Below are 21,679 nucleotides of genomic sequence, written 5' to 3' on the forward strand. Positions count from 1 at the left end.
TTTGCCTCTCCTCAACTCGGTTTAGACCAACCATTATACAGAAATTGCCTCCCCTTTTCAGGGACCCGGCTTTTGCGGCCTTAGACCTTGGTCATGAGCGGCCCCTAACAGGGCCTCTAGCCCTCGCGGAACTGCAGCTGCGCCAGCTTTCGGTAGAGTGCATTTCGTTCCACCAGTTCGTCGTGGCTGCCAATATCCGCCAGGCGACCGTTGTCCATTACGAGAATGCGGTCGGCGTGGCGAACGGTCGCTAGCCGGTGGGCAATGACCAGAGTCGTGCGATCCGACATCAGCCCGGGCATGGCCTGCTGGATCAGGTGTTCGCTTTCCGCATCCAGAGCGCTGGTGGCCTCATCCAGTAACAGTATAGGTGCATCCGCCAGCAGTGCCCGGGCAATGGCCAGACGCTGTTTCTGGCCACCGGATAGCCCGATGCCACCATCCCCCAGTCGGGTCTCATAAGCCTTTGGAAAGCTCTGGATAAATTCATCGGCGTGGGCAATACGGGCGGCATGGATCATGTCGGCGTTCGGGGCGTCCGGCCGCGCGTAGCGGATGTTGTCGGCAATGGTGCCGTGAAAAAGCGATGGGGTCTGGGGCACCAGGGCAAAACACCGTCGCAGATCATGAAGGGACAGATGGCGGATATCGGTACCATCCAGCAGGATCCGGCCCTGATCCGGATCATAGAAGCGCAGCAGCAGGTCAAACAGGGTGGATTTACCTGCTCCGGAAGGCCCCACCAGGGCAATGGTTTCCCCGGCCCGGATGGTGACGGACAGATTGTCGATCACCTGCCTGTCCGGCCGTGAGGGATAGCAGAAACCCAGTTCTTCAATCGCCAGATCGCCCTTTACCGGCTGCTTCAGTGGTTGCACCGACGCCGGCACCGGCGGCAGTTCGCTTTCAGTCTGCAGCAGCTCGAAGATTCGGGCTGCAGCCCCCGCGGCGCGCTGCAGCTCGCCAATCACTTCGCTGATGGCGCCGGCGGCCAGGCCTACCAGAAGGCTGTAAAACACAAACGCCGCCAGTTCCCCGGGACTGGTCTGCCCGGAAATCACATCCAGCCCGCCAATCCAGAGCACTACGCCCACGGCCCCCATCACCAGCGTAATGGCGATAGTGGTCAGAAACGCGCGCTGGCGAATGCGGGTGCGGGCAATGTTGAAGGCGTTTTCCGCCACCGTACTGAAGAACGCCCGGTCATGGGGCTGATGGTTGAAGGCCTGAACCGTTTTGATCTGGGTCAGGTTCTCCCCCACGTAGCTGCCCACTTCCGCCACCCGGTCCTGGCTGAGGCGGGACAGGCTGCGCACCCGGCGTCCGTAGATCAGGATGGGCACGATCACCAGCGGAAAGCCCAGCAGGATGATGCTGGCCAGCTTGGCATTGGTGACAAACAGCAGGATCAGCCCGCCAATCAGCATCAGGCTGTTGCGCAGGGCAATGGAAACGGTAGAGCCGATGACGGACTGCAGTACGGTGGTATCGGCGGTAAATCGGGACTGGATTTCCAGGCTGCGGTTTTCTTCGTAAAAGCCGGGGTGCAGGTCAATCAGGTGGTTGAAGACCTGTTTTCGGATATCGGCCACTACTCTTTCGCCAATCCAGCTCACCAGATAGAAACGGGCGAAGGAACCAAAGGCCAGCGCCACCACCAGAACGAAAAAAAATCCGATCGACTGGGACAGCATCGCCGGTGACTGGGTCGCCAGCCCCTGATCCACCAGAATGCGCAGACCCTGACCCAGGCCAAGCGTGACGCCGGCGGTGAATATCAGCGCCGTCAGAGCGCCGGCAACCGCTTTCTTGTAGGGGCTGATGAAGGTTCTTGCCAGTATCAGCGCACGGCGGTGTGTGGGTTTGATGGGTAACTCCTCGGGGTCTTTGTGTGAGCTATTGTGCCGGGTCAGGCGTAAGGCTGTACCATAACATCGCAACCATATACGCCTGCGCCATCCAACCCGACTGATTTGAACAGATCAAGGACAGCCATTCTGTGCGAGCTTATGCCGACAATGATTACCCTGCCAATCACAAACTCAACTGGCGCATCATTGCCGGGTTGTGGCCCTATCTCAGCGAGTTTCGCGGTCGCGTTGCGCTTTCTCTGTCACTCCTGGTTCTGGCGAAACTGGCGACGGTTGCCACGCCCATTGCCCTTAAATACATCGTCGACTATCTAGACCAGAACCGCAGCGGTGACCTGTTGCTGTGGATTCCGGTCCTGCTGGTGGTGGCCTATGGCCTGCTGCGGTTTGCCAGTACCCTGTTCAGCGAGCTGAGGGACGCCGTCTTTGCCCGGGTGGCGGAGCGGGCCATGCGTCGGGTCTCCCTGAAAATATTCAGCCATCTGCATAACCGGGAGCTGGCTTTCCACCTTGACCGCAAGACCGGCGGTCTGGCCCGTGACATTGAACGAGGCACCAACGGCATCAGCTTCCTGCTGCGCTTCACGCTGTTCAATATCGTGCCGACCCTGCTGGAAATCCTGATGGTTGCCGGCATTCTCTTTGTAGCGTTCAACCTCGGGTATGTTCTGGCCATACTGGTGGCGGTTGTGGTGTATGTGGTGTTTTCCATCAAGGTCACCGAATGGCGGACCAAGTACGTGCGCGAGGCCAATGCCCGGGACAACCAATCCAACTCCCGGGCGCTGGACAGCCTGCTTAACTACGAAACCGTCAAGTATTTCAACAACGAGCGGTTTGAAGCCCAGCTGTACGACCAGAACCTGGATGACTGGGAGCAGGCCCGCCTGAAGAACCGGTTGTCGCTGGTGGCCCTGAACTCCGGCCAGGCGCTTATTATCGGTCTGGCGATGATCAGCATCATGGCCATGGCGGTAAAGCAGGTGGCCGCAGGCGAGATTACCCTCGGCGATTTCACCATGGTGAACGCCTACCTGTTGCAGCTATTCATTCCTTTGAACGCCCTCGGGTTCGTGTATCGGGAGATCCGCCAGTCCCTGGTCAACGTTGAACGGCTGTTCGGCCTGCTGGATGATGAACCCTCGATCAAGGATTCACCCCAGGCGCGGCCGCTCGAAATTACCCAGGGCGCTGTGCGGTTTGATCATGTTCATTTTGCTTACCGGCAGGACCGCCAGATTCTGCGGGACGTGAGTTTTTCCATACCGGCCGGGCACACGGTGGCGGTGGTCGGCGCCAGTGGTGCCGGTAAATCCACCCTCGCCCGCTTGCTGTTCCGCTTTTACGATGTGGACCAGGGCAGCATCACCATTGACGGCCAGGATATCCGCGACGTGACCCAGGACAGCCTGCGGTCGGCGATTGGCGTGGTTCCCCAGGACACTGTCCTTTTCAACGATACGCTTTATCGCAACCTTGCCTATGGACGGCCGGCGGCCAGTGAAGAAGAGGTGTACCGGGCCGCCAGAATGGCCCATCTGGAAAGCTTCATCCTCAGCCTTCCGGACGGCTACCAAACGCAGGTGGGTGAGCGTGGGCTGAAATTATCCGGGGGGGAAAAACAGCGGGTGGCGATCGCCCGGATTATCCTCAAGAACCCGCCGGTGCTGATTCTGGATGAGGCAACGTCTTCGCTGGATTCGCTGTCTGAACAGGCTATTCTGGGCGCCCTGAGGGAAGTCAGCCGCCAGCGTACGTCTTTGGTGATTGCTCACCGCCTGTCTACCACCCGGGATGCGGACACGATTCTGGTTATGGATGGGGGCCGAATTGTGGAGAGCGGGCATCACAGTGAGCTGCTGTCGATGAACGGCCATTACGCCCGGCTATGGACGCAGCAGCACCGCGATGAGGATGGTGATAACAACCAGGGCTAGAGAGGAACCCGCATGGTTTCATCATCATCGGCGTCCGGCATGCCGATCATTTCGTCCGTGCCTGTGGGCGGAATGACTTCGGTACTCGCCACATGATAATTCTGGAAATGCTCCCGTGCAGCGCTGGCCCCGGAAAACATCATGGGCTTGTCATCTGAGTTAGTCAGCACGTATCCCTGGCCGTCCAGATAGAACCTTGCCATGTAGTAGCGGCCTTCCATGGAGACAATTTCCAGTGATGAAATGGTGTCGTGCTTGTGGGATTTCAGCTCGCTGTCGTTCATATGCATGGGAAGTCTCTCTTGTTGCTCAAAGCGTACAGAGGGGTACGGAGAGTCTTTCAGAACAGGTCAATAAACGAGCAGTTATGAGCAGAATTGATTTGGTGAAACAGGTTGTTGCCGAGCAGTTGGATGATCCCTATTACCTGCTGGCCCTTCGGCTGATTTTCCCCCCGGACCGGGTTGAGGTGGAAATCGACAAGGAAATCAGTGATTTGTACGTTTATCCGGAGAGGTTAGAGGCCAGTTACCGGGATGAGTGGCGGTCCATCGCCACCCGGGCCCTGTTTCGGTACGCCTTCGGCGACCACTGGCGTTCCGATGAGGAAAACCTCAACCGCTATGTTTGTTTCCTGCGGGACGAGGCCATTCCCCGGTGCATCCATAACCACATTGATCTGTTCCGGAACCTGGGGGAGGTTCTCCAGATCCAGCAGTCTGACAACACGGTTTCCTTCCCCCATCCAGGTCGACAGGCGCTTATGGATATCATCTGGCCAAAGCTCTGATTCTATCTGTGGGTGCCGATCAGGCGATTCCTTGCTCTGTTGCCATCTCCATGGCGGCCCTGGGGCCGGTCCAGAGGGAGGGCAGAATGATGAACGACACGGGTATGGCCGTTAGTACAATAAACTGCTGCAGCACGCCGATCTGCCCCGAGCCCATATAAAGCAGAATCGCGGCCATCAGTGCCATGGCACCGCCCCAGAACACGCGAATCCAGGGGTTCGGCTCGTCGTGGCCGGCGCCGACCATGGCGATGGAATAGCTCATGGAATCGCCTGTGGTGGCCACGAAAATGGTGGTCAGCAGTAGAATGGCTGCGGCCATCCAGGTGCCCCCCGGCAGGGCCTGGGCAACCGTGAGCGTAGCCACATCAAAGCGGAAACTGTTCAGCGCCTCCGTCAGATCGAAGGTCCCGGCCAGCTGGTGGTAGATTCCGGAACCTCCCAGCAGTGTGAACCAGATAGTGGTGGCCACCGGCGCGAGCACCGCCACCGCAATGATCATCTCGCGAACCGTGCGCCCGCGGGAGATTCGCGCGACAAACACGGCCATCAGGGGCGTGTAGCCGATAAACCAGGCAAAGAAGAATACCGTCCACCACTTCATCCACCAGGCCGGCGCGGTTTCCGCCGTCATGGTCGACATGGTCATGAAGGAATTCAGATACTCACCAAACGCCTGGGTGAAGGTGTTAGCCAGGAACAGGGTGGGCCCGAAGATGAAGATCACTGCCGCGATGACCAGCGCCAGAATCACATTGAACCGGCTAAGCAGTTGAATGCCCTTGTGCAGACCGGTCATCGCGGAGGTCATGTAAACCGCAGCGAGAACCACCAGTACTGTCAGCTGTGTGCCATAGCCGTCATTGATACCGAACAGCTCGTGCAGGCCAAAGCTCATCTGGGTGGCCAGAAAGCCGATAGGCCCAACAGTGCCTGCCACGACCGCAATGACGCACAGGGAATCGATCACCCCGCCAAAACGGCCACTGACCACCTTCTCACCAAAAACCGGATAAAGCAGGGTGCGCGGTTGCAGGGGTTTGCCCTGATCGTAATGGGCGCGGGCCAGTACCAGCGCCGTCAGCGACCCCAGTACCGCCCAGGCCAGAAAGCCCCAGTGAATAAAAGACTGTGCCAGTGCCGGGGCAACCGCCGCTGCGGTTCCTGCCTCAGTGTTGAAGGCCGGTGGTGTCACCACAAAGTGATAGACCGGCTCGCCCGCCGCGAAGAACACGCCGCCACCGGCCAGCAGGGTACACATGATCATGGAAAGCCAGCGAAAGCGGCTGATTTCCGGCTTGTCGAGTCCGCCAATACGGGCGTTGCCCGCCTTGCTGACAGCGGTGCCCAGCGCAATAAAAAAAGTCGCCAGCAACAGCAGCTGGAAAAACGATCCCAGGTATTGTGCCGTCCAGCTGAAGCCGGCGCCGATCACACTGGCAACCCCTTCACTGTTGATCACCGAGGCGCCGACAAACACCAGAATGAAACCGATGGTCAGTATCAGAACCACAGGATCGCTGTCGGAGAAAGCACCGGGGCGGTCAGTGCGGGCCGGTGAATCTGTCTTTGCGGTCATAGTCTGTCCTTTGGGTAAAAAGGTCGCGGAGGCTACAGAAATCCGAATGCAATTGCACTTCCGTTCAGACCAGATGGCGACCACCATCCAGCGGAATCGAGCGGCCGGTGATGTAGGGGTTGTCCAGCAGGAACTGCAGGGTGTCCACCGCTACAGCAACGCCGGGTTCCAGGCCCATCAGGGATTTTTTAAGGGTTTTCTTCCGGTAGGCGTCATCGTCTGACGCGTTGAACATGATCAGCGACGGCGCAAGGCTGTTCACTTTGACCCTTGGTGCCAGAAGCCGGGAAAAAGAGAGCGTCAGATTTTCCAGCGCTGCTTTGCTGGCAGCATAGGCAATATGCTTGGCGCTGCCCTTCTCTACCACGTAATCGGTCATGTGAATGATGTCGGCAGTGGTTTCGCTGTTTTCCAGCAGGTCCCGCAAAGCGAGATTGATCCGGTAGGGCGTCATGGCGTGGATCTGCATCATCGCGTTCATCACATTGGCCGGGTCGGTGTCGTCGCTTTCCGGCATCCAGTCCGAGGCGTTGTGGATAATCGCCCGCAGGGAATCGGTTCTGTCCCTGAGTAATGGGATAAACCGATCGATACCCTCACCGGTGGAAAAATCCGCGTGGATGCAGGTGGCTCCGGCCTTCTGCAGTGCGTCCACCGCCGGGCGATAGCTGCGGTAGGTGACGATGACAGGCTGGCCCCTGTCCAGGCAGTGCTTTGCGAAGGCCAGACCAATGCGCTGGCCGGCGCCGGTAATCAGAATGGGTGAGGTCATTGTTAACTCCCGTCAGTTGCACCTGATTACGTTCAGAAGGGGTGCGCGGGTCAGTAACGGGCGAATAAAGCGTGGGTGTTTTCAGCTATGCTGAAACCAAAACAAGAATGGAGATGGATCATGCCAACACGAAGCTTCTGGGCCTGGGGCAATGAGGAAAACGCGTTCAGCGATGGGGAGGTCAACCAATTACGGCAACTGGTGGGCATGCAGTTTGGTAACGTCGAACTGACGGCGCAGGCCGCGCCTTTCCTGGCAGATCTGGCCATGCCTGAGCCCAGGCTTAAAATTCCCGAATCGCTGGGCTCGATCCTGTCAACGGATAGGCGGGACCGGGCGAGCCACACTTATGGCAAGTCTTTCCGGGACATCGTGCGGGGCCTGAACGGTGATTTTGATTGTGCGCCCGACCTGATTGCCCGCCCATCCACCGAACAGGAACTGGTGGACGTTCTGGATTACGCCAGCCGCTGCGGCGCGGCTGTAATTCCCTATGGCGGCGGATCCAGCGTGGTGGGTGGCACGGAGCCGCGCTACGAGAGCGACTGGGCCGGCACCATCACCGTGGACATGGAACGATTCAACCGGATTATCGAGGTAGACACCCAGTCCCGGGCGGCCCATATCGAGGGTGGTATCTACGGTCCGGCGCTGGAGGACGGGTTGCGTCCCCATGGTCTTACCCTGCGGCACTTTCCCCAGTCTTTCGAATTTTCCACTCTGGGCGGCTGGATAGCGACGCGATCCGGCGGCCACTTTGCCACGCTTTATACCCACATTGATGACCTGGTGGAGTCCACCCGCGTGGTCACGCCCAGGGGTGCGCTGCAATCCCGCAGGCTTCCCGGGTCCGGTGCCGGGCCGTCACCGGACCGCTTGTTTCTGGGCTCCGAGGGCACCCTTGGGTTCGTAACCTCTGCCTGGATGCGCCTCCAGGCCAGGCCGGTCTATCGGGCAACGCGGACCGTTCATTTCGGGGATTTTGCCCAGGGCGCCGAAGCTGTGCGCAGGCTGTCACAATCCGGCCTTTATCCCACCAACTGCCGGCTGATCGACGCCCGAGAAGCTATGATGAATGGCATCGGCAGAGGAAGTAAGCACTTACTAATAGTCGGTTTTGAATCCGCGGATCATCCGGTGGATGCGTGGATGGAGCGGGCCCTGGAGATCGTGTCGGACGCAGGCGGCTCGGTTCAGGCCCTCAAAGACAAGAAGCCGGACCAGGGTCAGGCCGGCGACTGGCGTAACCAGTTTATCCGCGCCCCCTATATGCGCGACGCCCTGGTGCGCCTGGGGCTGGTGGCGGAAACCTTCGAAACCGCCATCACCTGGGACCAATTCGAGGCCTTCCATCAGGGCGTGATGGCGAAGGTCAAATCGGTCACCAAAGAGGTCTGTGGCGGCGCCTTCGTTACCTGCCGCTTTACCCATGTCTACCCGGACGGCCCTGCGCCCTACTACACCGTGATTGCCCCGGGCCGTCGGGGCGACCAGGTTAACCAGTGGGATGAGATCAAACTGGCGGTGATGGAAACGCTGATCGACCTGGGTGGGACCATTACTCATCATCATGCGGTTGGGCGAGACCATATGCCCGGTTATGAGCGGCAGCGGCCGGAGTTGTTTGGGGAGGTGTTATGGGCGACGAAGAAGACCTTGGATCCCGGGGGCATGTTGAATCCGGGGGTGTTGGTTTAATCCGAAAGGCTATCCTTGAGCCCCCGTTGTCTCCGTATCCGGGTGGCAACGCGGTGGACCGCATAGCGGGTGACGAGTGTTTTCAGTTTTTCCATTCGCAGGGGTTTGGTGCAGAATTCATCCATGCCGGCTTCCAGGCACTGCAGGCGATAGCTTTCGCTGGCGTTCGCGGTAACAGCGATGATGGGCGTATCCAGGTTCGCAGCGGCTTTGAGCCGGATTTCACGTGTTGCTTCAATGCCATCCATGACCGGCATCTGGCAATCCATGAGGATCATGTCCCAGGGTTCGTTCATCGCCACCCTTATTGCTTCCAATCCGTTCTGGACACCTTCCGCGACAGCCCCAATCTTCTCCAGCTGTTTTCGAAGAATCGTGCGGTTGCCGGCATCGTCTTCCACCACAAGGATCCTGGGAGCATTATTCATAATGCTGAAATTATCCTGGCCCTCATTATCGGGCGTTGCCTGGTGCACCTCGCCAAAGGGGGCTCTGACTTCCAGCGTGGTGCCCTGATCAGATGACTCCACGACGGAAATCTGGCCGCCAACGGCGCGGATCAAAGAGCTTGCCAATGGCAGGCCCAGGCCGACGCCACCATACCGGCGGGTAAGACCCGCTTCGCCCTGTTCGAACGCCTGGAACACTTTTTCTTTATGATTGTCAGGAATGCCCGTGCCAGTGTCTGAAACCAGGATGCACAGGACGGAATCGCCTTCCAGCCGGGTTCCCTTTACCAGAACCTGACCGCCGGCCGGTGTGAACTTAACGGCGTTATCAACCAGCTGATAGAGAACCTTCTCCAGCACCAGTCCATCCATGTAGATCTTGCCCGGCACCGTTTCATCAAGGCCGAATGCGAGCGCAACGGGTTTCGCCCGCGTCGCTTCCCGGAACTCGTATTCCAGAAGATCGAATAGAGACTGAGGCTCAAATACCTGTGGTGAGCTGAGCAGTTTATCGTCCTGCGCATCCACGAAATCCAGAATGCCACCGACCTGTCGGGTCATGCGAAGATTCGCGTATTCGATCAGGCGGAAGGCCTGATTCTGCTCCCCGTTCAGCGGTGCCTCCCGAAGCAGGTCAAGCTGACCCTGAATGGTATGCAGAGGCGTACGGAGCTCGTGGCTGACCGCATTCAGAAAGTCATCCTTGATACGGTTGCTGCGCTCGAGGGCCTTGCGGGCGCTTTCGCTTAGTTCGATCTGCTGGGCATGGAGGGTGTCGCGTTCGTCGCGTAGGATTTTTATGCGGGATGCAAGGGCCAGAGAAAAGAGTGCCATTTCCCAGGATAGGGCTACTGGTACGAAATAGGAGACCCAGTTTGTTGGCTTTAATAGCGACGCGTACTCAAGGCTGGTCATGGTGGCTGCGACCAGGAAAGGCACCCAACCGATAATGAAATAGACCGCTGGTCGGTAGCCTGTTTTTGCGAGTCTGAATGCCAGGACGAGGGCGCCAAAGTAAATTGGGTAGGCCAACATTATCCAACCTGCTACGAGAAGGTCATACGCGAGTATTGGAGAGAACATCAGCAAGAGAGCGCCGCATGCGCAAATCAGGCCGGATACTCTGTGGGTACGTGGATATCTTTTCCGTGTGTCCAAAAGTTTCTGGAAAAGAGGCACGTGAAGGATGAATGAGGTTAAGCCGAAAACGAATCCGTATTTGGGATGAGAATTGGCTGTATCAACGAAGTAAACCTGAACATTAGTTAGCAAAGCCGAATAAGTCAGTGTTGCAACTGATGCTGCGACGTAGAAGAGATAGACGGAGTCCCGCACACTAAAATAGAGAAACAGATTATAAATCGCCATGATTGCGATCATAGCGAGCAGCGAAAAGGCCAGGGCCGTGTGAAAGTTTAGTTCCTGAACAAGCTCCCGCTCATTCAGCAAATAGAAAAAAGTATTGATATGGAAGAGAGGTTCGACCCTGATGTGGATCGTATGGCTCTGAGCTAGGGGGTTCAGGTCCACAGTGTTCAGGGGTATTGCGATGAAATGGTGCGGTATGGGTCGTTCGTCAGGGGTGCTCCAGGAGTTCACTGGCTCAGCGGTTGTGGCTTTGCCGTCGACAAACACCGTCACTTGCTGAATATAGGGATGGAGTAAAAGCCACGGCTTCGTCTTCAGTTCAGACTTGCTTATTTCCGTGCGTAACCAAACAAATTCCCTTGGGTCATCGGCTCTGAAAGACGTCTTACTCAAAGGCGTCCAACCGGTTTCCGATGGGTCGGGAGCAGTGGCTTCATCCCAGTTGCCTTGAAACAGTTCTAATCTGGGCTCCAGATCAAGAAAGCCCTCCGCCGTGTCATCAGCCAGCAAATTGGAAGACGCAAACAAAAATAGAAAGAGGGTTATGATCTGAAGGTTGCAGGCACCCATTCCGACTCGGTACATCCAGCTTTTCCTGCCTTGGCCATACACCTGAGTTAGTCAATTTACAAACATTGACACTGTCACTTGGAACGATGTGTCGTTAAAAACTATACTTCGGATCCTATTCAAAAGGACGCTCTATGTATAGCTCAAGGTCAGGTTTTGTAAAGAAATTTTGTGTCGCTCTCGCATTGGCCGTGTTCGCTCCTACCACTGCTATTGCGGGCGGCCTGTCCAATAGCGACCAGAGCGCCAGCGCCTCTGGCGTCAGCAACGCCGGCAGCGTCGCCAATCCGGAAAACGCCTCAACGATCTTTTTCAATCCCGCCGGAATGAGCCGTCTTTCCGGTACCAATCTGTCGTTCGGAGCAATCTTGTTTGAGATCGATGCCGAAGGCAGGGACTCTCAAACCTCGGCGACCCGAGCCAATGGAGATCCGGTTGTCGGTGATGGCGGTGGCGATCATGTTGATACCTTTGCTGTGCCCAACGTTTATCTCACTCATGAAGTGAATGACTGGCTGGATGTGGGTGTGGGGGTTTATGTCCCCTATGGTCTGGGCTTCGATTATGGCGATGAGTTTGCGGGACGGTTTATCGGCGATGAGACTGAACTGGTTTCTTATGGCGTGAGCCCCTCTTTCGCCGTCAATAGCGGTGAAGGTTTCTCTTTAGGCGGCGGTATCAATGTGCTCTACGCTAACGCCGAACAACGCAATCCGGTAGATTTCAGTGGAGTTGAAGCGCGTTTCTCTTTGCCCAGCGGTACTTTGAGCGACGGCCAGGCCCTGCTGGAGGGTGAGGATATTGCCGTCGAGTTCAGCCTTGGCATGCTGTGGCAGGCGACCCCTGAAACATCATTTGGATTCTCTGCCCGTACGGGTACCGAGTTCAATTTGAAAGGTACTGGCACTATCAACAACTTCCCGACCCTGTCAGCCAGCGGCCTTACCCAGACGACGGTCACCGAGCAGATAGAGGTTCCCATCACGATCCCTCAAAGCCTGAGTTTTGGTTTTGCTCACCAGTTGAGCGACGCGCTTAAGCTGCTTGCCGGAGCCACCTGGGCGAAGTGGAGCGATGCGTCGGCGTTGACCGTTGTATCCCGGGAAACTACACCGATGGCCTTTCCCGCTGAACAGCCCCCTGAAGAGCAGGTACAGAGTTGGAAAGACACCTGGCAATGGCGAGTTGGTGCAATCTGGAAAATGACACCGACCTGGTCGCTGAAGGCCGGGTATCTATTCGATGAGTCGCCCGTTACGCTCAAGACGCGTTCACCTCTGACACCCTTCGACGACTACCATCAAGTTTCCTTCGGTGCCCAGGTGCAGGATGTGGCGGGTGACTGGACTTTGGATATGTTTGTCGCGCGGGTTTTCTATGAGGGAGACATTTCCATCGATTATACGGCGACGGATCCTGCGCAGGGCCAGACTTCATTCAAAAGCGAGTATGACGTAGTGCCGTGGACAGCTGGTTTGCAGTTTAGCCGGGAGTTTTAAAAGAGGAGGGAATCAAAGCGGGAAAATGGTCGGCGTGGCAGGATTCGAACCTGCGACCCCTTCGTCCCGAACGAAGTGCGCTACCAAGCTGCGCCACACGCCGATCAACGGGCGGTATTATACGGACAAAACGGGGTTTTTCCAGCCCCGTTTGTCCATCAATCCGGCCGACTTCCTTTAATAACTACGCCGCGGTCGGCAGTACCGAAATATCCGCGACCCGCAGGAACAGGTTGCGCAGCATGTTCAGCATCGCCAGCCGGTTGTTGCGGGTGGCGTCGTCTTCGGCCATGACCATGACGTCGTCAAAGAAGTTGTCCACCGGCTCCCGCAGGTTGGCCAGGGAGCTCAGGGCGGCGGCGTAGTCACCTTTCCCGAACAGCGGCAGTACCGTGTCTGCCTGCTGGCGGATCTGTTCCGCCAGTTTCTTTTCCGCCGGATCCTGCAGCAGGGAATCATCGATGGTTTCGCCGATATCGTCACCGCCCTGTTTGGTCAGGATATTCGATACGCGTTTGTTGGCACCGGCCAGGGCCAGGGCTTCCGGCAGTTGGCGGAAGGCTTCCACGGCTTTTACGCGGCGGTCGAAATCCAGCGGGCTGGTGGGCCGGCGGGCGTGTACGGCCAGGTAGACTTCGGCGTTGATACCCTGCTCTTCGTAATGGGCACGGAAGCGTTCAAGCATATAGTCCACCACCGTTGAGGCGGTGTTCTGTTCGGTCAGCACCGTGAAGTTTTCTTCTGCCCACTCGCAGCAGGTCTGCAGATCCAGCGGTAGTTCCCGTTCAATGATGATTCGCAGCACCCCCAGGGACGCCCGGCGCAGGCCGAAAGGGTCGCGGGTGCCGGACGGCGGCTGGTTGATGCCGAACAGGCCCACCAGCGAATCCAGCCGGTCGGCAATGGCCACGGCACAGCCGGTCAGCGTCTGCGGCAGATCATCACCGGCAAAGCGGGGCATGTATTGTTCGTTCAGGGCACTGGCGACGTCTTCGTTCTCGCCGTCGTTGGCAGCATAGTACTGGCCCATGATGCCCTGGAGGTCAGTGAATTCCAGTACCATTTCGGTGACCAGGTCGGTTTTGGCCAGCATCGCGGCACGCTCAGCCAGCATCGGGTCACTGCCAATGGCGTTGGCGATCTTACCGGCCAGCGCCGCAACCCGTACCGATTTGTCGTGAATACTGCCCAGCTTCTCCTGGAACACGATGGGCTTGAGCTGGTCGATGCGATCTTCCAGACGGGTCTTGCGGTCCGTGTCGTAGAAGAAAGCGGCATCAGCGAGGCGCGGACGAATCACCTTCTCGTTGCCGGAGATCACCTGGCTCGGGTCTTTGCTTTCCAGGTTGGCCACGGTGATGAAGAGTGGGAGCATCTTGCCGTCGGCGGTCACCACGTGAAAATACTTCTGGTGCTCTTTCATGGAAGAGATCAGTGCTTCGGCGGGCACCTCCAGAAAACGTTCTTCAAACCGCCCCATCAGCGGCACCGGCCACTCGTTCAGGGCGGTGACTTCGTCCAGCAGGTCTTCGTCAATCACAGCTTCACCGCCGGCTTCCCGGGTAGCGATGGCGTTTACGCCTCTGCGGATCTGCTCGCGGCGTTCGGCGAAGTCAGCGATCACATACCCTTCCTGCTTCAGCACCACTTCATAGTCACCGGGCGTGGGTACGATAAGGGACTTGGGGCAGTGGAAGCGATGGCCGCGGGTCTTGTTGCCCGGGGTCAGGCCCATGATGGGGGCGTCGATCACCTTGTTACCGAACAGCATGATGGCCCAGTGGACCGGGCGGACGAATTCTGTGCGGTGGGCACCCCAGCGCATGCGCTTGGGAATCGGCAGCGCCGCCAGGGACTGGTCCACCAGCTCGGGCAGCAGGTCGACGGTGGGGCGGCCTTTTTCGATGGTGCGATACACCACCCAAGCGCCCTTGTCGGTTTCCAGGGTATCGAGCTGGTCCGGAGTGACGCCAAGGGACGTCGCAAATCCGGTTAGCGCTCGGGTCGGGTTACCGGAGTCGTCGAAGGCGGCTTTTACCGCCGGGCCGCGCTTTTCAACCGGTTTGTCGGGCTGGGCATCGCCAAGGGCACGGACCCGGACCGCCAGGCGACGGGGGGCAGCGAAGGCCTCGACCTTGCCGAATTCAATGCCGGCATCTTCCAGGCCTTTGGCAATGCCCTGGGTAAAGGCGTCAGAAAGCGGCTTGAGGGCCTTGGGGGGCAGTTCTTCGGTGCCCAGTTCGACCAGAAAATCCTGTGTTGCCATGGTTATGCGTTCCCTTTTTCCTGCTGAGCCTTCTTCGCTTTCTTGCTTTTCTTGCCGTTGGCCTTGTCGTCAGCGGCTTGGCTGGCGGCGATCACTTCTTTACGAAGGGCGTCCGGCGCCAGCGGGAAGCCGAGCTTCAGGCGGCTGTCGAAATAGGCCTGAGCGACAGCGCGGGCCAGGGTGCGAACGCGAAGTATGAAACGCTGGCGTTCGGTCACCGAGATCGCGTGCCGGGCATCCAGCAGGTTGAAGGTGTGAGAAGCTTTGAGTACCTGCTCATAGGCGGGCAGGGCCAGACCCGCGTCGATCAGTCGGGCGCTTTCCCGCTCGTGCACGTCGAAGCTGTGGAAGAGGAATTCGGTGTCGGCGTGTTCGAAGTTGTAGGTGGACTGTTCCACCTCGTTCTGATGGAACACGTCGCCGTAAGTGACCACGCCTTCCGGGCCCTCGGTCCACACCAGGTCGTACACGCTATCCACGCCCTGCAGGTACATGGCGATACGCTCCAGGCCGTAGGTCAGCTCGCCGGTGACCGGGAAGCATTCCAGGCCGCCCACCTGCTGGAAGTAGGTGAACTGGGTGACTTCCATGCCGTTCAGCCAGATTTCCCAACCCAGACCCCAGGCGCCGAGCGTTGGCGACTCCCAGTTGTCTTCCACAAAGCGGATGTCGTGAACCAGCGGGTCCAGCCCCAGTGCCTTAAGGGAATCCAGATAGAGTTCCTGGATGTTGTCCGGCGAGGGTTTAAGTACTACCTGGAACTGATAGTAGTGTTGCAGACGGTTGGGGTTCTCGCCATAGCGGCCGTCGGTGGGGCGGCGGCTGGGCTGAACATAGGCCGCATTCCAGGTTTCCGGGCCGATGGAGCGCAGGAAGGTGGCCGGGTGAAAGGTACCGGCGCCTACTTCCATATCCAGCGGCTGAAGTACCACGCAGCCGTGCTGCGCCCAGAAATTCTGCAAGGCCAGGATCAGACCCTGGAAGGTCTTGATATCCGGCGTGTTATTGGAATGTCCCTTGTCTGTCACAACGTTTGCCTGCTGGTTGATCTGTGTGTCGCGTCCGGGCCTGATAGTCGGCTTTGCAAAAGGACGCGCTGAAAAAAGGCGCATTATACGCCTGCAAACCGCGTATTTCTAAGTGAGGTTCACAGGCGGGCGTTTCAATGGAGTGTCAATCAGAAGAAGGTCAGCCCGACCTGGAAAAGTTTCTCCACATCCCGGATCCGGGTTTTGTCCACCAGGAAGAGCACCACGTGGTCGTCCGGCTGGATGCGCAGGTGGTCATGGGCGATCAGCACCTCGTTATGTCGAACGATCGCACCAATGGTGGTACCCTCCGGCAGGTTGATCTCGTCCAGTCGCTTGCCCACTACCTTGGATGAGCGGTGGTCGCCGTGGGCAATGGCTTCGATCGCCTCGGCAGCGCCGCGGCGTAGTGAGTGAACGTTTACTACATCGCCCCGGCGGACGTGGGTCAGCAGGCTGCCGATAGTGGTCTGCTGTGGGGAAATCGCCACGTCTATGTCACCGCCCTGGATCAGATCCACGTAATCCGGGTTGTTGATCAGGGTCAGCACTTTGCGGGCGCCCAGACGCTTGGCCAGCAGCGAGGCCATGATGTTGGCCTCGTCGTCGTTGGTGACCGCGCAGAATACGTCGGTGTTCTCGATATTCTCTTCCAGCAGGATGTCCTTGTTGGCGGCATCCCCTTCCAGTACCACCGTCTTGCGAAGATTTTCAGAAAGCATCACGCAGCGGTCGTGGTCCCGTTCCAGCAGTTTCACCTGATAGCGGGATTCCAGGGTGCTGGCCAGTCGTTGGCCGATGTTGCCGCCGCCGCAGATAAAGATGCGTTTGTAGGGCTTTTCCAGGGGCTGGAGTTCGCTCATGACCGAGCGGATATGGTCGGTGCCTGCGATGAAAAAGACTTCGTCGCCGTCTTCGATCACGGTATCGCCCTGGGGCATGATTGGACGGTCCTTGCGGAAAATGGCCGCGACCCGGGTATCGATGCGGGGCATGTGGCTGCGCAGGTAAGACAGTTCGTGTCCCACGAGTGGCCCGCCCTTGGTGGCGCGGATGGCCACCAGTCGCACCAGGCCCTTGGAGAATTCCAGCACCTGCAGGGCACCGGGGTATTCAATCAGCCGGGTGATGTGCTTGGTGACCAGGTGCTCCGGGCTGATCAGCACGTCCACCGGAAAGCCGTTCTCACCAAAGAGTTCCTTGCGGGCCAGATAAGCGTTGGCGCGGACACGGCTGATCTTTGTGGGGGTCTTGAACATCACATTGGCGATCTGGCAGGCCACCATGTTCACTTCGTCACTGCTGGTGACGGCGATCAGCATATCCGCATCTTCCGCGCCGGCCTGGCGCAATACGGTGGGATAGGAGCCATGGCCCTGCACGGTGCGGATATCCAGCCGATCCTGAAGCTCTCTCAAACGGGTGCCATTGCTGTCGATGATGGTGATGTCGTTGGCTTCGTTGGCCAGGTTTTCAGCCAGTGTGCCACCGACCTGGCCGGCACCGAGAATCAGAATTTTCATAGCTCAGCTTGCTCTCTCATTGCTCGGATTTTTCGAGCACGGCATAAAAAAAGCCGTCGTGGCTTTGCGGAGTCGGCAACAACTGTCTTCCGGCCTCCGTATCCCTGCCCCAGGGCAGATCCGGCGCCAGCAATACCGCCTGGTCCGTCTGTTTGAGGAATCTGCGGATTATACGGTGATTCTCCTGCGGGAACACGGAACAGGTGGCGTAGACCAGTCTGCCACCGGGTCTTAACGTCTGCCACAGGGCGTTCAGCAGGCCCAGCTGGATGCCGGCCAGGGGCACGATATCCGACTCCCGCCGCAGCAGTTTGATATCTGGATGGCGACGGATCACGCCGGTGGCGCTGCAGGGCACGTCCAGCAGGATTCGGTCAAAAGCCTGGCCGTCCCACCAATCGTCGGTCTGTGCTGCATCCGCCTGTTGCACCGTGGCGGTCAGATCCAGGCGGGTCAGATTTTCCTCGATTCTGGGCAAACGGTCGGCGGATTCGTCAATGGCCACCACTTCCGACAGATCCTCGCAGGCTTCCAGGATGGCGCAGGTTTTGCCCCCGGGTGCGGCGCAGGCATCGAGTACCCGTTGCCCTGGTGCCAGATCCAACAGAGTGGTACACAGCTGGGCTGCCTCGTCCTGAACACTGACAGCGCCGTCCGCGAAATAGGGCAGTCGTTCCACCGGAACCGGGGTTTCCAGCTGCAGGCCGTGGGGCGCGAAAGGTGTGGGCCGGGCTTCAATGCCGGCGTCGCCGAGCAGGTCGAGATAGGCCTGGCGGGTAAAGCGCCGGGCATTCACCCGAAGGGTCATGGGGGCCTGCGTGTTGTTCGCCTCCAGGATGCTCTGCCAGTCGTCGGGCCAGTTATGGCGAAGTTTTTCCACCATCCAGGGTGGATGGGCAAACCGCAGGTAGTCGCTGGTTACCCCGGGCGGGCCTTCGCGCTCCGCAGCCCGCAGTATGGCGTTCACCAGGCCGGTCAGGTGGGGTTTGTCCAGGGCGCGACAGGCCTCGACGGTTTCGTTCAGCACGGCGTAACTGGCCCGTTCGCTGTGACGAAGCTGGAACAGGGCCACCAGCATCAGGTGATGAATGACCCGGTCTGCGGGTTTGAGAGGTTTTTTCAGGCGTCCCTGCAATTCGCCATCAAGCTGATAGAACCAGCGGCAGGTGCCGAAACACTGGGCCTGGAGTGCCGGCCGATCGGTTTCCGGTAACCGGTTCAGCGCTGGCGGCAGGCACTGTGACAGGGATCTGCCCTGCTCTACCGCCAGCATGACCTGGGCAGCAACGGCCCGCATGGGCTGGCCCGGCATCAGTCCAGCTCCTGCCCGGGCATCAGAATGTCCTTGCCGCCGTTGATCAGATCATTGACGGATTGCGCGCGGGAGCCGGGCAGTTGCAACCGGGTGACTCGTAACACGTCCAGGCCGCAGGCTATGTCGATGCCCTCACGGCTGCGGGCGACCACCGTGCCGGGGTGGCGGTCGCTGGTGATATCAATGACCTCTGACTCATGAAGCCGGATACGCAGGTCGTCGGCATCGGTATAGGTGCCAGGCCAGGGGTTGAACGCGCGGATCTTCCGGTTGATGGCAGTGGCGTCCTCGGTCCAGTCGATCTGGCCCTCTTCCTTGCTCAGTTTGCTGGCATAGCAGGCCTGGGCGTCGTCCTGGGGCGTGGGGTGCAGGGTGCCTTCAATGATTCCCGCCAGGGCGTCGATGATCGCGTCGCCGCCCAGATCTGCCAGCCGGTCATGCAGGCTGCCGCCGGTGTCGGATTCGGTGATCGGTGTGGTCAGTTTCAGCAGCATGTCCCCGGTATCCAGCCCGGCGTCCATCTGCATGATGGTGATACCGGTCTGCCGGTCACCGGCGGCGATGGCCCGCTGGATAGGTGCTGCACCGCGCCAGCGTGGCAACAGCGACGCGTGGATGTTGAGGCAACCATGGCGCGGGATGTCCAGGATGGCCTGGGGCAGAATCAGGCCGTAGGCGGCCACGACCATCACATCGGCATTCAGGGCGGTAAGCTGTTCCCGGGCTTCTGGCGTTTTCAGGGTCTGGGGCTGGAAAACCGGAATGCCCGCGTCCAGGGCCACCTGCTTCACCGGGCTGGGCGTCAGTTTACGCCCCCGCCCGGACGGGCGGTCCGGCTGGGAATACACGCCCACCACTTCATGATCCGTCTGAAGAAGTGCTTCTAGGGCGGTTGCTGCGAAGTCCGGGGTGCCGGCAAAAACGAGTCGCACAGGGTTGATGTCTCGGGTTCGTTGAATACGAAAAGACCGGGCGCAGGCCCGGTCTCTGTCAGTTCTTGTGCTATAGCGTCGGGATCACGCGCTTTTCTTGTGAAGCTTTTCCAGTTTCTTGCGGATCCGGGTGCGCTTCAGCGAGCTCAGGTAATCCACAAACAGCTTGCCGTTCAGATGATCCATTTCGTGCTGGATACAGACTGCGAGCAAGCCACGGGCCTCGATTTCGAAAGGCTCACCGTTACGGTCAATCGCCCGGATCATGCAGTGCTCAACGCGCGAGACGTCCTCATAGAAACCAGGTACCGACAGGCAACCTTCCTGCATCTCTTCCAGGTCCCCGTCCAGAACCTCGATTTCGGGGTTGATAAACACCCGGGGCTCGCTCTTGTCTTCCGACAGGTCCATCACGATGATCTGCTTGTGCACGTTCACCTGACTTGCTGCCAGGCCGATACCGGGCGCATCGTACATGGTTTCAAACATGTCATCGATCAGTTTGCGGGTCTCGTCGGTGACCGTCTCCACCGGCTTGGCAATGGTTCGCAGCCGGGGATCGGGATATTCGAGAATCTCTAGTATCATGGTTCGTACACTTCTGTTCTGTATGGCTGACTTTAACCGTTATGATTTGTAACGGTGTGAAGACCGTCTCCGAATTGCGACAGCGTACTGCGCTTTTTTGTTTCCCATGTCTATTATGATCGGGATGCGAGCGCGGAATTCAACGGACTAAACTGTTTATTCAGGTTATTATCCCTCAACTCGCTCATTGAGTACAAACTGATCAGTTGATAGTTAAAAACTTTCGGGCTGAAGATAGAATTTACTGGAAGAACAAAAGATAACATCACAATTTGCGAGAGTTCTTCTATAGTAGTGGTATCAATGCCACCTTAACGGCTGACTACCAAGAACAGAATCTGCGGATTCAGGCACGCGATCAAGGATTTAACAATGAGGAAACTGCTGTACGCTCTCGCAGCTGGCATGCTGCTGGCAACCTCCTGGGCCCACGCTGCCCCGGAACTGAGGTCCGATCATCCCGAGCGTTACACTGTCGTGAAGGGTGACACCCTATGGGATATTTCTGCCCGTTTTCTGAATAACCCGTGGTACTGGCCGGAAATCTGGCACGTTAATCCGCAGGTTGAAAACCCGCACCTCATCTATCCTGGTGATCGTCTGGCGCTGGTGTATATCGATGGCAAGCCACGGGTAACCAAAGTGGCCAGCTCGGATGTGGTCAAGCTGTCACCCAAGGTTCGTTCCGAGCCGATTGAAACCCCCATTCCCGCTATCCCGCTGGATGCCATCAACGGTTTCCTTTCCAATACCCGTATTGTGGATGCGGAAGAGTTGAACGGCGCGCCCTACATTCTGGAAGGTGAGGATGGTCGTATTATTACCGGCGCCGGTGACAAGGTGTACGCCCGGGGTGAAAAACCGGCAGACAGCGTGGGCGTTTTCCGCCGCAGCCGCGAATTCCGTGATCCCGTGACCGGCGAATTCCTCGGCCTCGAGGCCCGGAGTATCGGCCAGGGTGAGATCACCGCTGAAAACGGTGACATTCTTACCATGATGCTCAAGGATTCCAACCAGGAAGTCCGGATCGGCGACCGCCTGCTGGTTGGCGAGGAACGTCGCATTACCACCAGCTTCGTGCCCAGCCCGCCGGATTCAGAGATCGAAGGCCAGATGATCTCGGTAGAGGGCGGTGTTACCCAGATCGGCCAGTTTGATGTTGTGGCGGTCAACCGTGGTGAGCGCGAAGGGCTTGAGCCCGGCGATGTCCTGGCGGTTCTGAAAGCCGGCAACATGGTTCGGGATCCGGTCACCGGTGAAACCATCGAGTTGCCTTCCGAGCGGTCCGGTCTGATGATGATCTTCCAGACCTACGACAAGATGAGCTACGGCCTGATTCTTCAGGCAACTCGCCCGCTGTCGGTTGGCGACAAGGTAACCAACCCCTGATGCCTGAACCGGCATAGCACTGAATAGAGCCGCTTTTGCGGCTCTTTTTTTATGTCATAATTCCGACTCGCTTGGCCAGGATGGCGGAGCGTCAGGTACCTTACA

General features: G+C 58.4%; 16 protein-coding genes and 1 tRNA gene. 5 read left to right on the forward strand and 12 right to left on the reverse strand.

The window, feature by feature from the left end:
* Positions 1-116: 116 nt before the first annotated feature.
* Positions 117-1,844 (reverse strand): ABC transporter transmembrane domain-containing protein, encoded by a 1,728-nt coding sequence (locus tag FPL19_RS07570; RefSeq protein WP_150912438.1) that lies wholly within the window; start codon positions 1,842-1,844, stop codon positions 117-119.
* A 155-nt stretch (positions 1,845-1,999) separates the two neighbouring features.
* Between FPL19_RS07570 and FPL19_RS07575 the strand changes: the two genes are divergently transcribed.
* Complete coding sequence (locus FPL19_RS07575) at positions 2,000-3,808, forward strand: ABCB family ABC transporter ATP-binding protein/permease (protein WP_150911843.1); 1,809 nt, start codon at positions 2,000-2,002, stop codon at positions 3,806-3,808.
* Here FPL19_RS07575 and FPL19_RS07580 read toward each other — a convergent pair.
* Positions 3,805-4,098 carry a DUF6482 family protein gene (locus tag FPL19_RS07580; RefSeq protein WP_150911844.1) on the reverse strand — a complete coding sequence of 98 codons (294 nt, stop codon included), beginning with the start codon at positions 4,096-4,098 and terminating at the stop codon, positions 3,805-3,807. The two genes, FPL19_RS07575 and FPL19_RS07580, sit on opposite strands and share 4 nt — an antisense overlap.
* Before the next feature lie 77 nt (positions 4,099-4,175).
* On the opposite strand from FPL19_RS07580, the gene FPL19_RS07585 reads away from it, so the two are divergent.
* Positions 4,176-4,598 (forward strand): hypothetical protein, encoded by a 423-nt coding sequence (locus tag FPL19_RS07585; RefSeq protein ID WP_150911845.1) that lies wholly within the window; start codon positions 4,176-4,178, stop codon positions 4,596-4,598.
* A gap of 19 nt (positions 4,599-4,617) precedes the next feature.
* Here the strand turns inward: FPL19_RS07585 and FPL19_RS07590 are convergent, their stop codons facing one another.
* Both FPL19_RS07590 and folM read right to left on the reverse strand, forming a co-directional pair.
* Positions 4,618-6,177 carry a BCCT family transporter gene (locus FPL19_RS07590; RefSeq protein WP_150911846.1) on the reverse strand — a complete coding sequence of 520 codons (1,560 nt, stop codon included), beginning with the start codon at positions 6,175-6,177 and terminating at the stop codon, positions 4,618-4,620.
* 64 nt (positions 6,178-6,241) lie between these two features.
* Positions 6,242-6,949, reverse strand: a complete 708-nt coding sequence (gene folM, locus FPL19_RS07595; RefSeq protein WP_150911847.1) for a dihydromonapterin reductase — start codon at positions 6,947-6,949, stop codon at positions 6,242-6,244.
* 120 nt (positions 6,950-7,069) lie between these two features.
* Between folM and FPL19_RS07600 the strand changes: the two genes are divergently transcribed.
* Positions 7,070-8,647, forward strand: coding sequence for an FAD-binding oxidoreductase (locus tag FPL19_RS07600; RefSeq protein WP_150911848.1), 1,578 nt, complete (start codon positions 7,070-7,072; stop codon positions 8,645-8,647).
* Here FPL19_RS07600 and FPL19_RS07605 read toward each other — a convergent pair.
* Complete coding sequence (locus FPL19_RS07605; RefSeq protein ID WP_150911849.1) at positions 8,644-11,049, reverse strand: 7TM diverse intracellular signaling domain-containing protein; 2,406 nt, start codon at positions 11,047-11,049, stop codon at positions 8,644-8,646. The genes FPL19_RS07600 and FPL19_RS07605 overlap by 4 nt on opposite strands.
* A gap of 119 nt (positions 11,050-11,168) precedes the next feature.
* Between FPL19_RS07605 and FPL19_RS07610 the strand changes: the two genes are divergently transcribed.
* On the forward strand, positions 11,169-12,533 hold the full coding sequence (locus FPL19_RS07610; protein ID WP_150911850.1) for an OmpP1/FadL family transporter: 1,365 nt from the start codon (positions 11,169-11,171) through the stop codon (positions 12,531-12,533).
* Positions 12,534-12,559: 26 nt separating this feature from the next.
* Here FPL19_RS07610 and FPL19_RS07615 read toward each other — a convergent pair.
* The 7 genes from FPL19_RS07615 to def form a co-directional block, all read right to left on the reverse strand.
* Positions 12,560-12,636 (reverse strand) — tRNA-Pro (locus FPL19_RS07615).
* Between the two features lie 81 nt (positions 12,637-12,717).
* Positions 12,718-14,799: a glycine--tRNA ligase subunit beta gene (glyS, locus tag FPL19_RS07620; protein ID WP_150911851.1), complete on the reverse strand. Its 2,082-nt coding sequence runs from the start codon at positions 14,797-14,799 to the stop codon at positions 12,718-12,720.
* A 2-nt stretch (positions 14,800-14,801) separates the two neighbouring features.
* Positions 14,802-15,827 (reverse strand): glycine--tRNA ligase subunit alpha, encoded by a 1,026-nt coding sequence (gene glyQ / locus FPL19_RS07625; protein ID WP_150911852.1) that lies wholly within the window; start codon positions 15,825-15,827, stop codon positions 14,802-14,804.
* A 149-nt stretch (positions 15,828-15,976) separates the two neighbouring features.
* Positions 15,977-17,350, reverse strand: a complete 1,374-nt coding sequence (gene trkA / locus FPL19_RS07630; RefSeq protein WP_150911853.1) for a Trk system potassium transporter TrkA — start codon at positions 17,348-17,350, stop codon at positions 15,977-15,979.
* A 16-nt stretch (positions 17,351-17,366) separates the two neighbouring features.
* Positions 17,367-18,662, reverse strand: a complete 1,296-nt coding sequence (gene rsmB / locus FPL19_RS07635; RefSeq protein ID WP_150911854.1) for a 16S rRNA (cytosine(967)-C(5))-methyltransferase RsmB — start codon at positions 18,660-18,662, stop codon at positions 17,367-17,369.
* On the reverse strand, positions 18,662-19,597 hold the full coding sequence (gene fmt, locus FPL19_RS07640; RefSeq protein ID WP_150911855.1) for a methionyl-tRNA formyltransferase: 936 nt from the start codon (positions 19,595-19,597) through the stop codon (positions 18,662-18,664). Before fmt ends, rsmB begins: the two co-directional genes overlap by 1 nt.
* A gap of 84 nt (positions 19,598-19,681) precedes the next feature.
* Entirely contained in the window at positions 19,682-20,185 is a 504-nt protein-coding gene (def, locus tag FPL19_RS07645; protein ID WP_150911856.1) for a peptide deformylase, read from the reverse strand.
* 372 nt (positions 20,186-20,557) lie between these two features.
* On the opposite strand from def, the gene FPL19_RS07650 reads away from it, so the two are divergent.
* On the forward strand, positions 20,558-21,574 hold the full coding sequence (locus tag FPL19_RS07650) for a LysM peptidoglycan-binding domain-containing protein (RefSeq protein ID WP_150911857.1): 1,017 nt from the start codon (positions 20,558-20,560) through the stop codon (positions 21,572-21,574).
* Positions 21,575-21,679: the final 105 nt, after the last annotated feature.

Origin of the sequence: Marinobacter halotolerans (assembly GCF_008795985.1) — a bacterium.
In the GTDB taxonomy this organism is placed as follows: domain Bacteria; phylum Pseudomonadota; class Gammaproteobacteria; order Pseudomonadales; family Oleiphilaceae; genus Marinobacter; species Marinobacter halotolerans.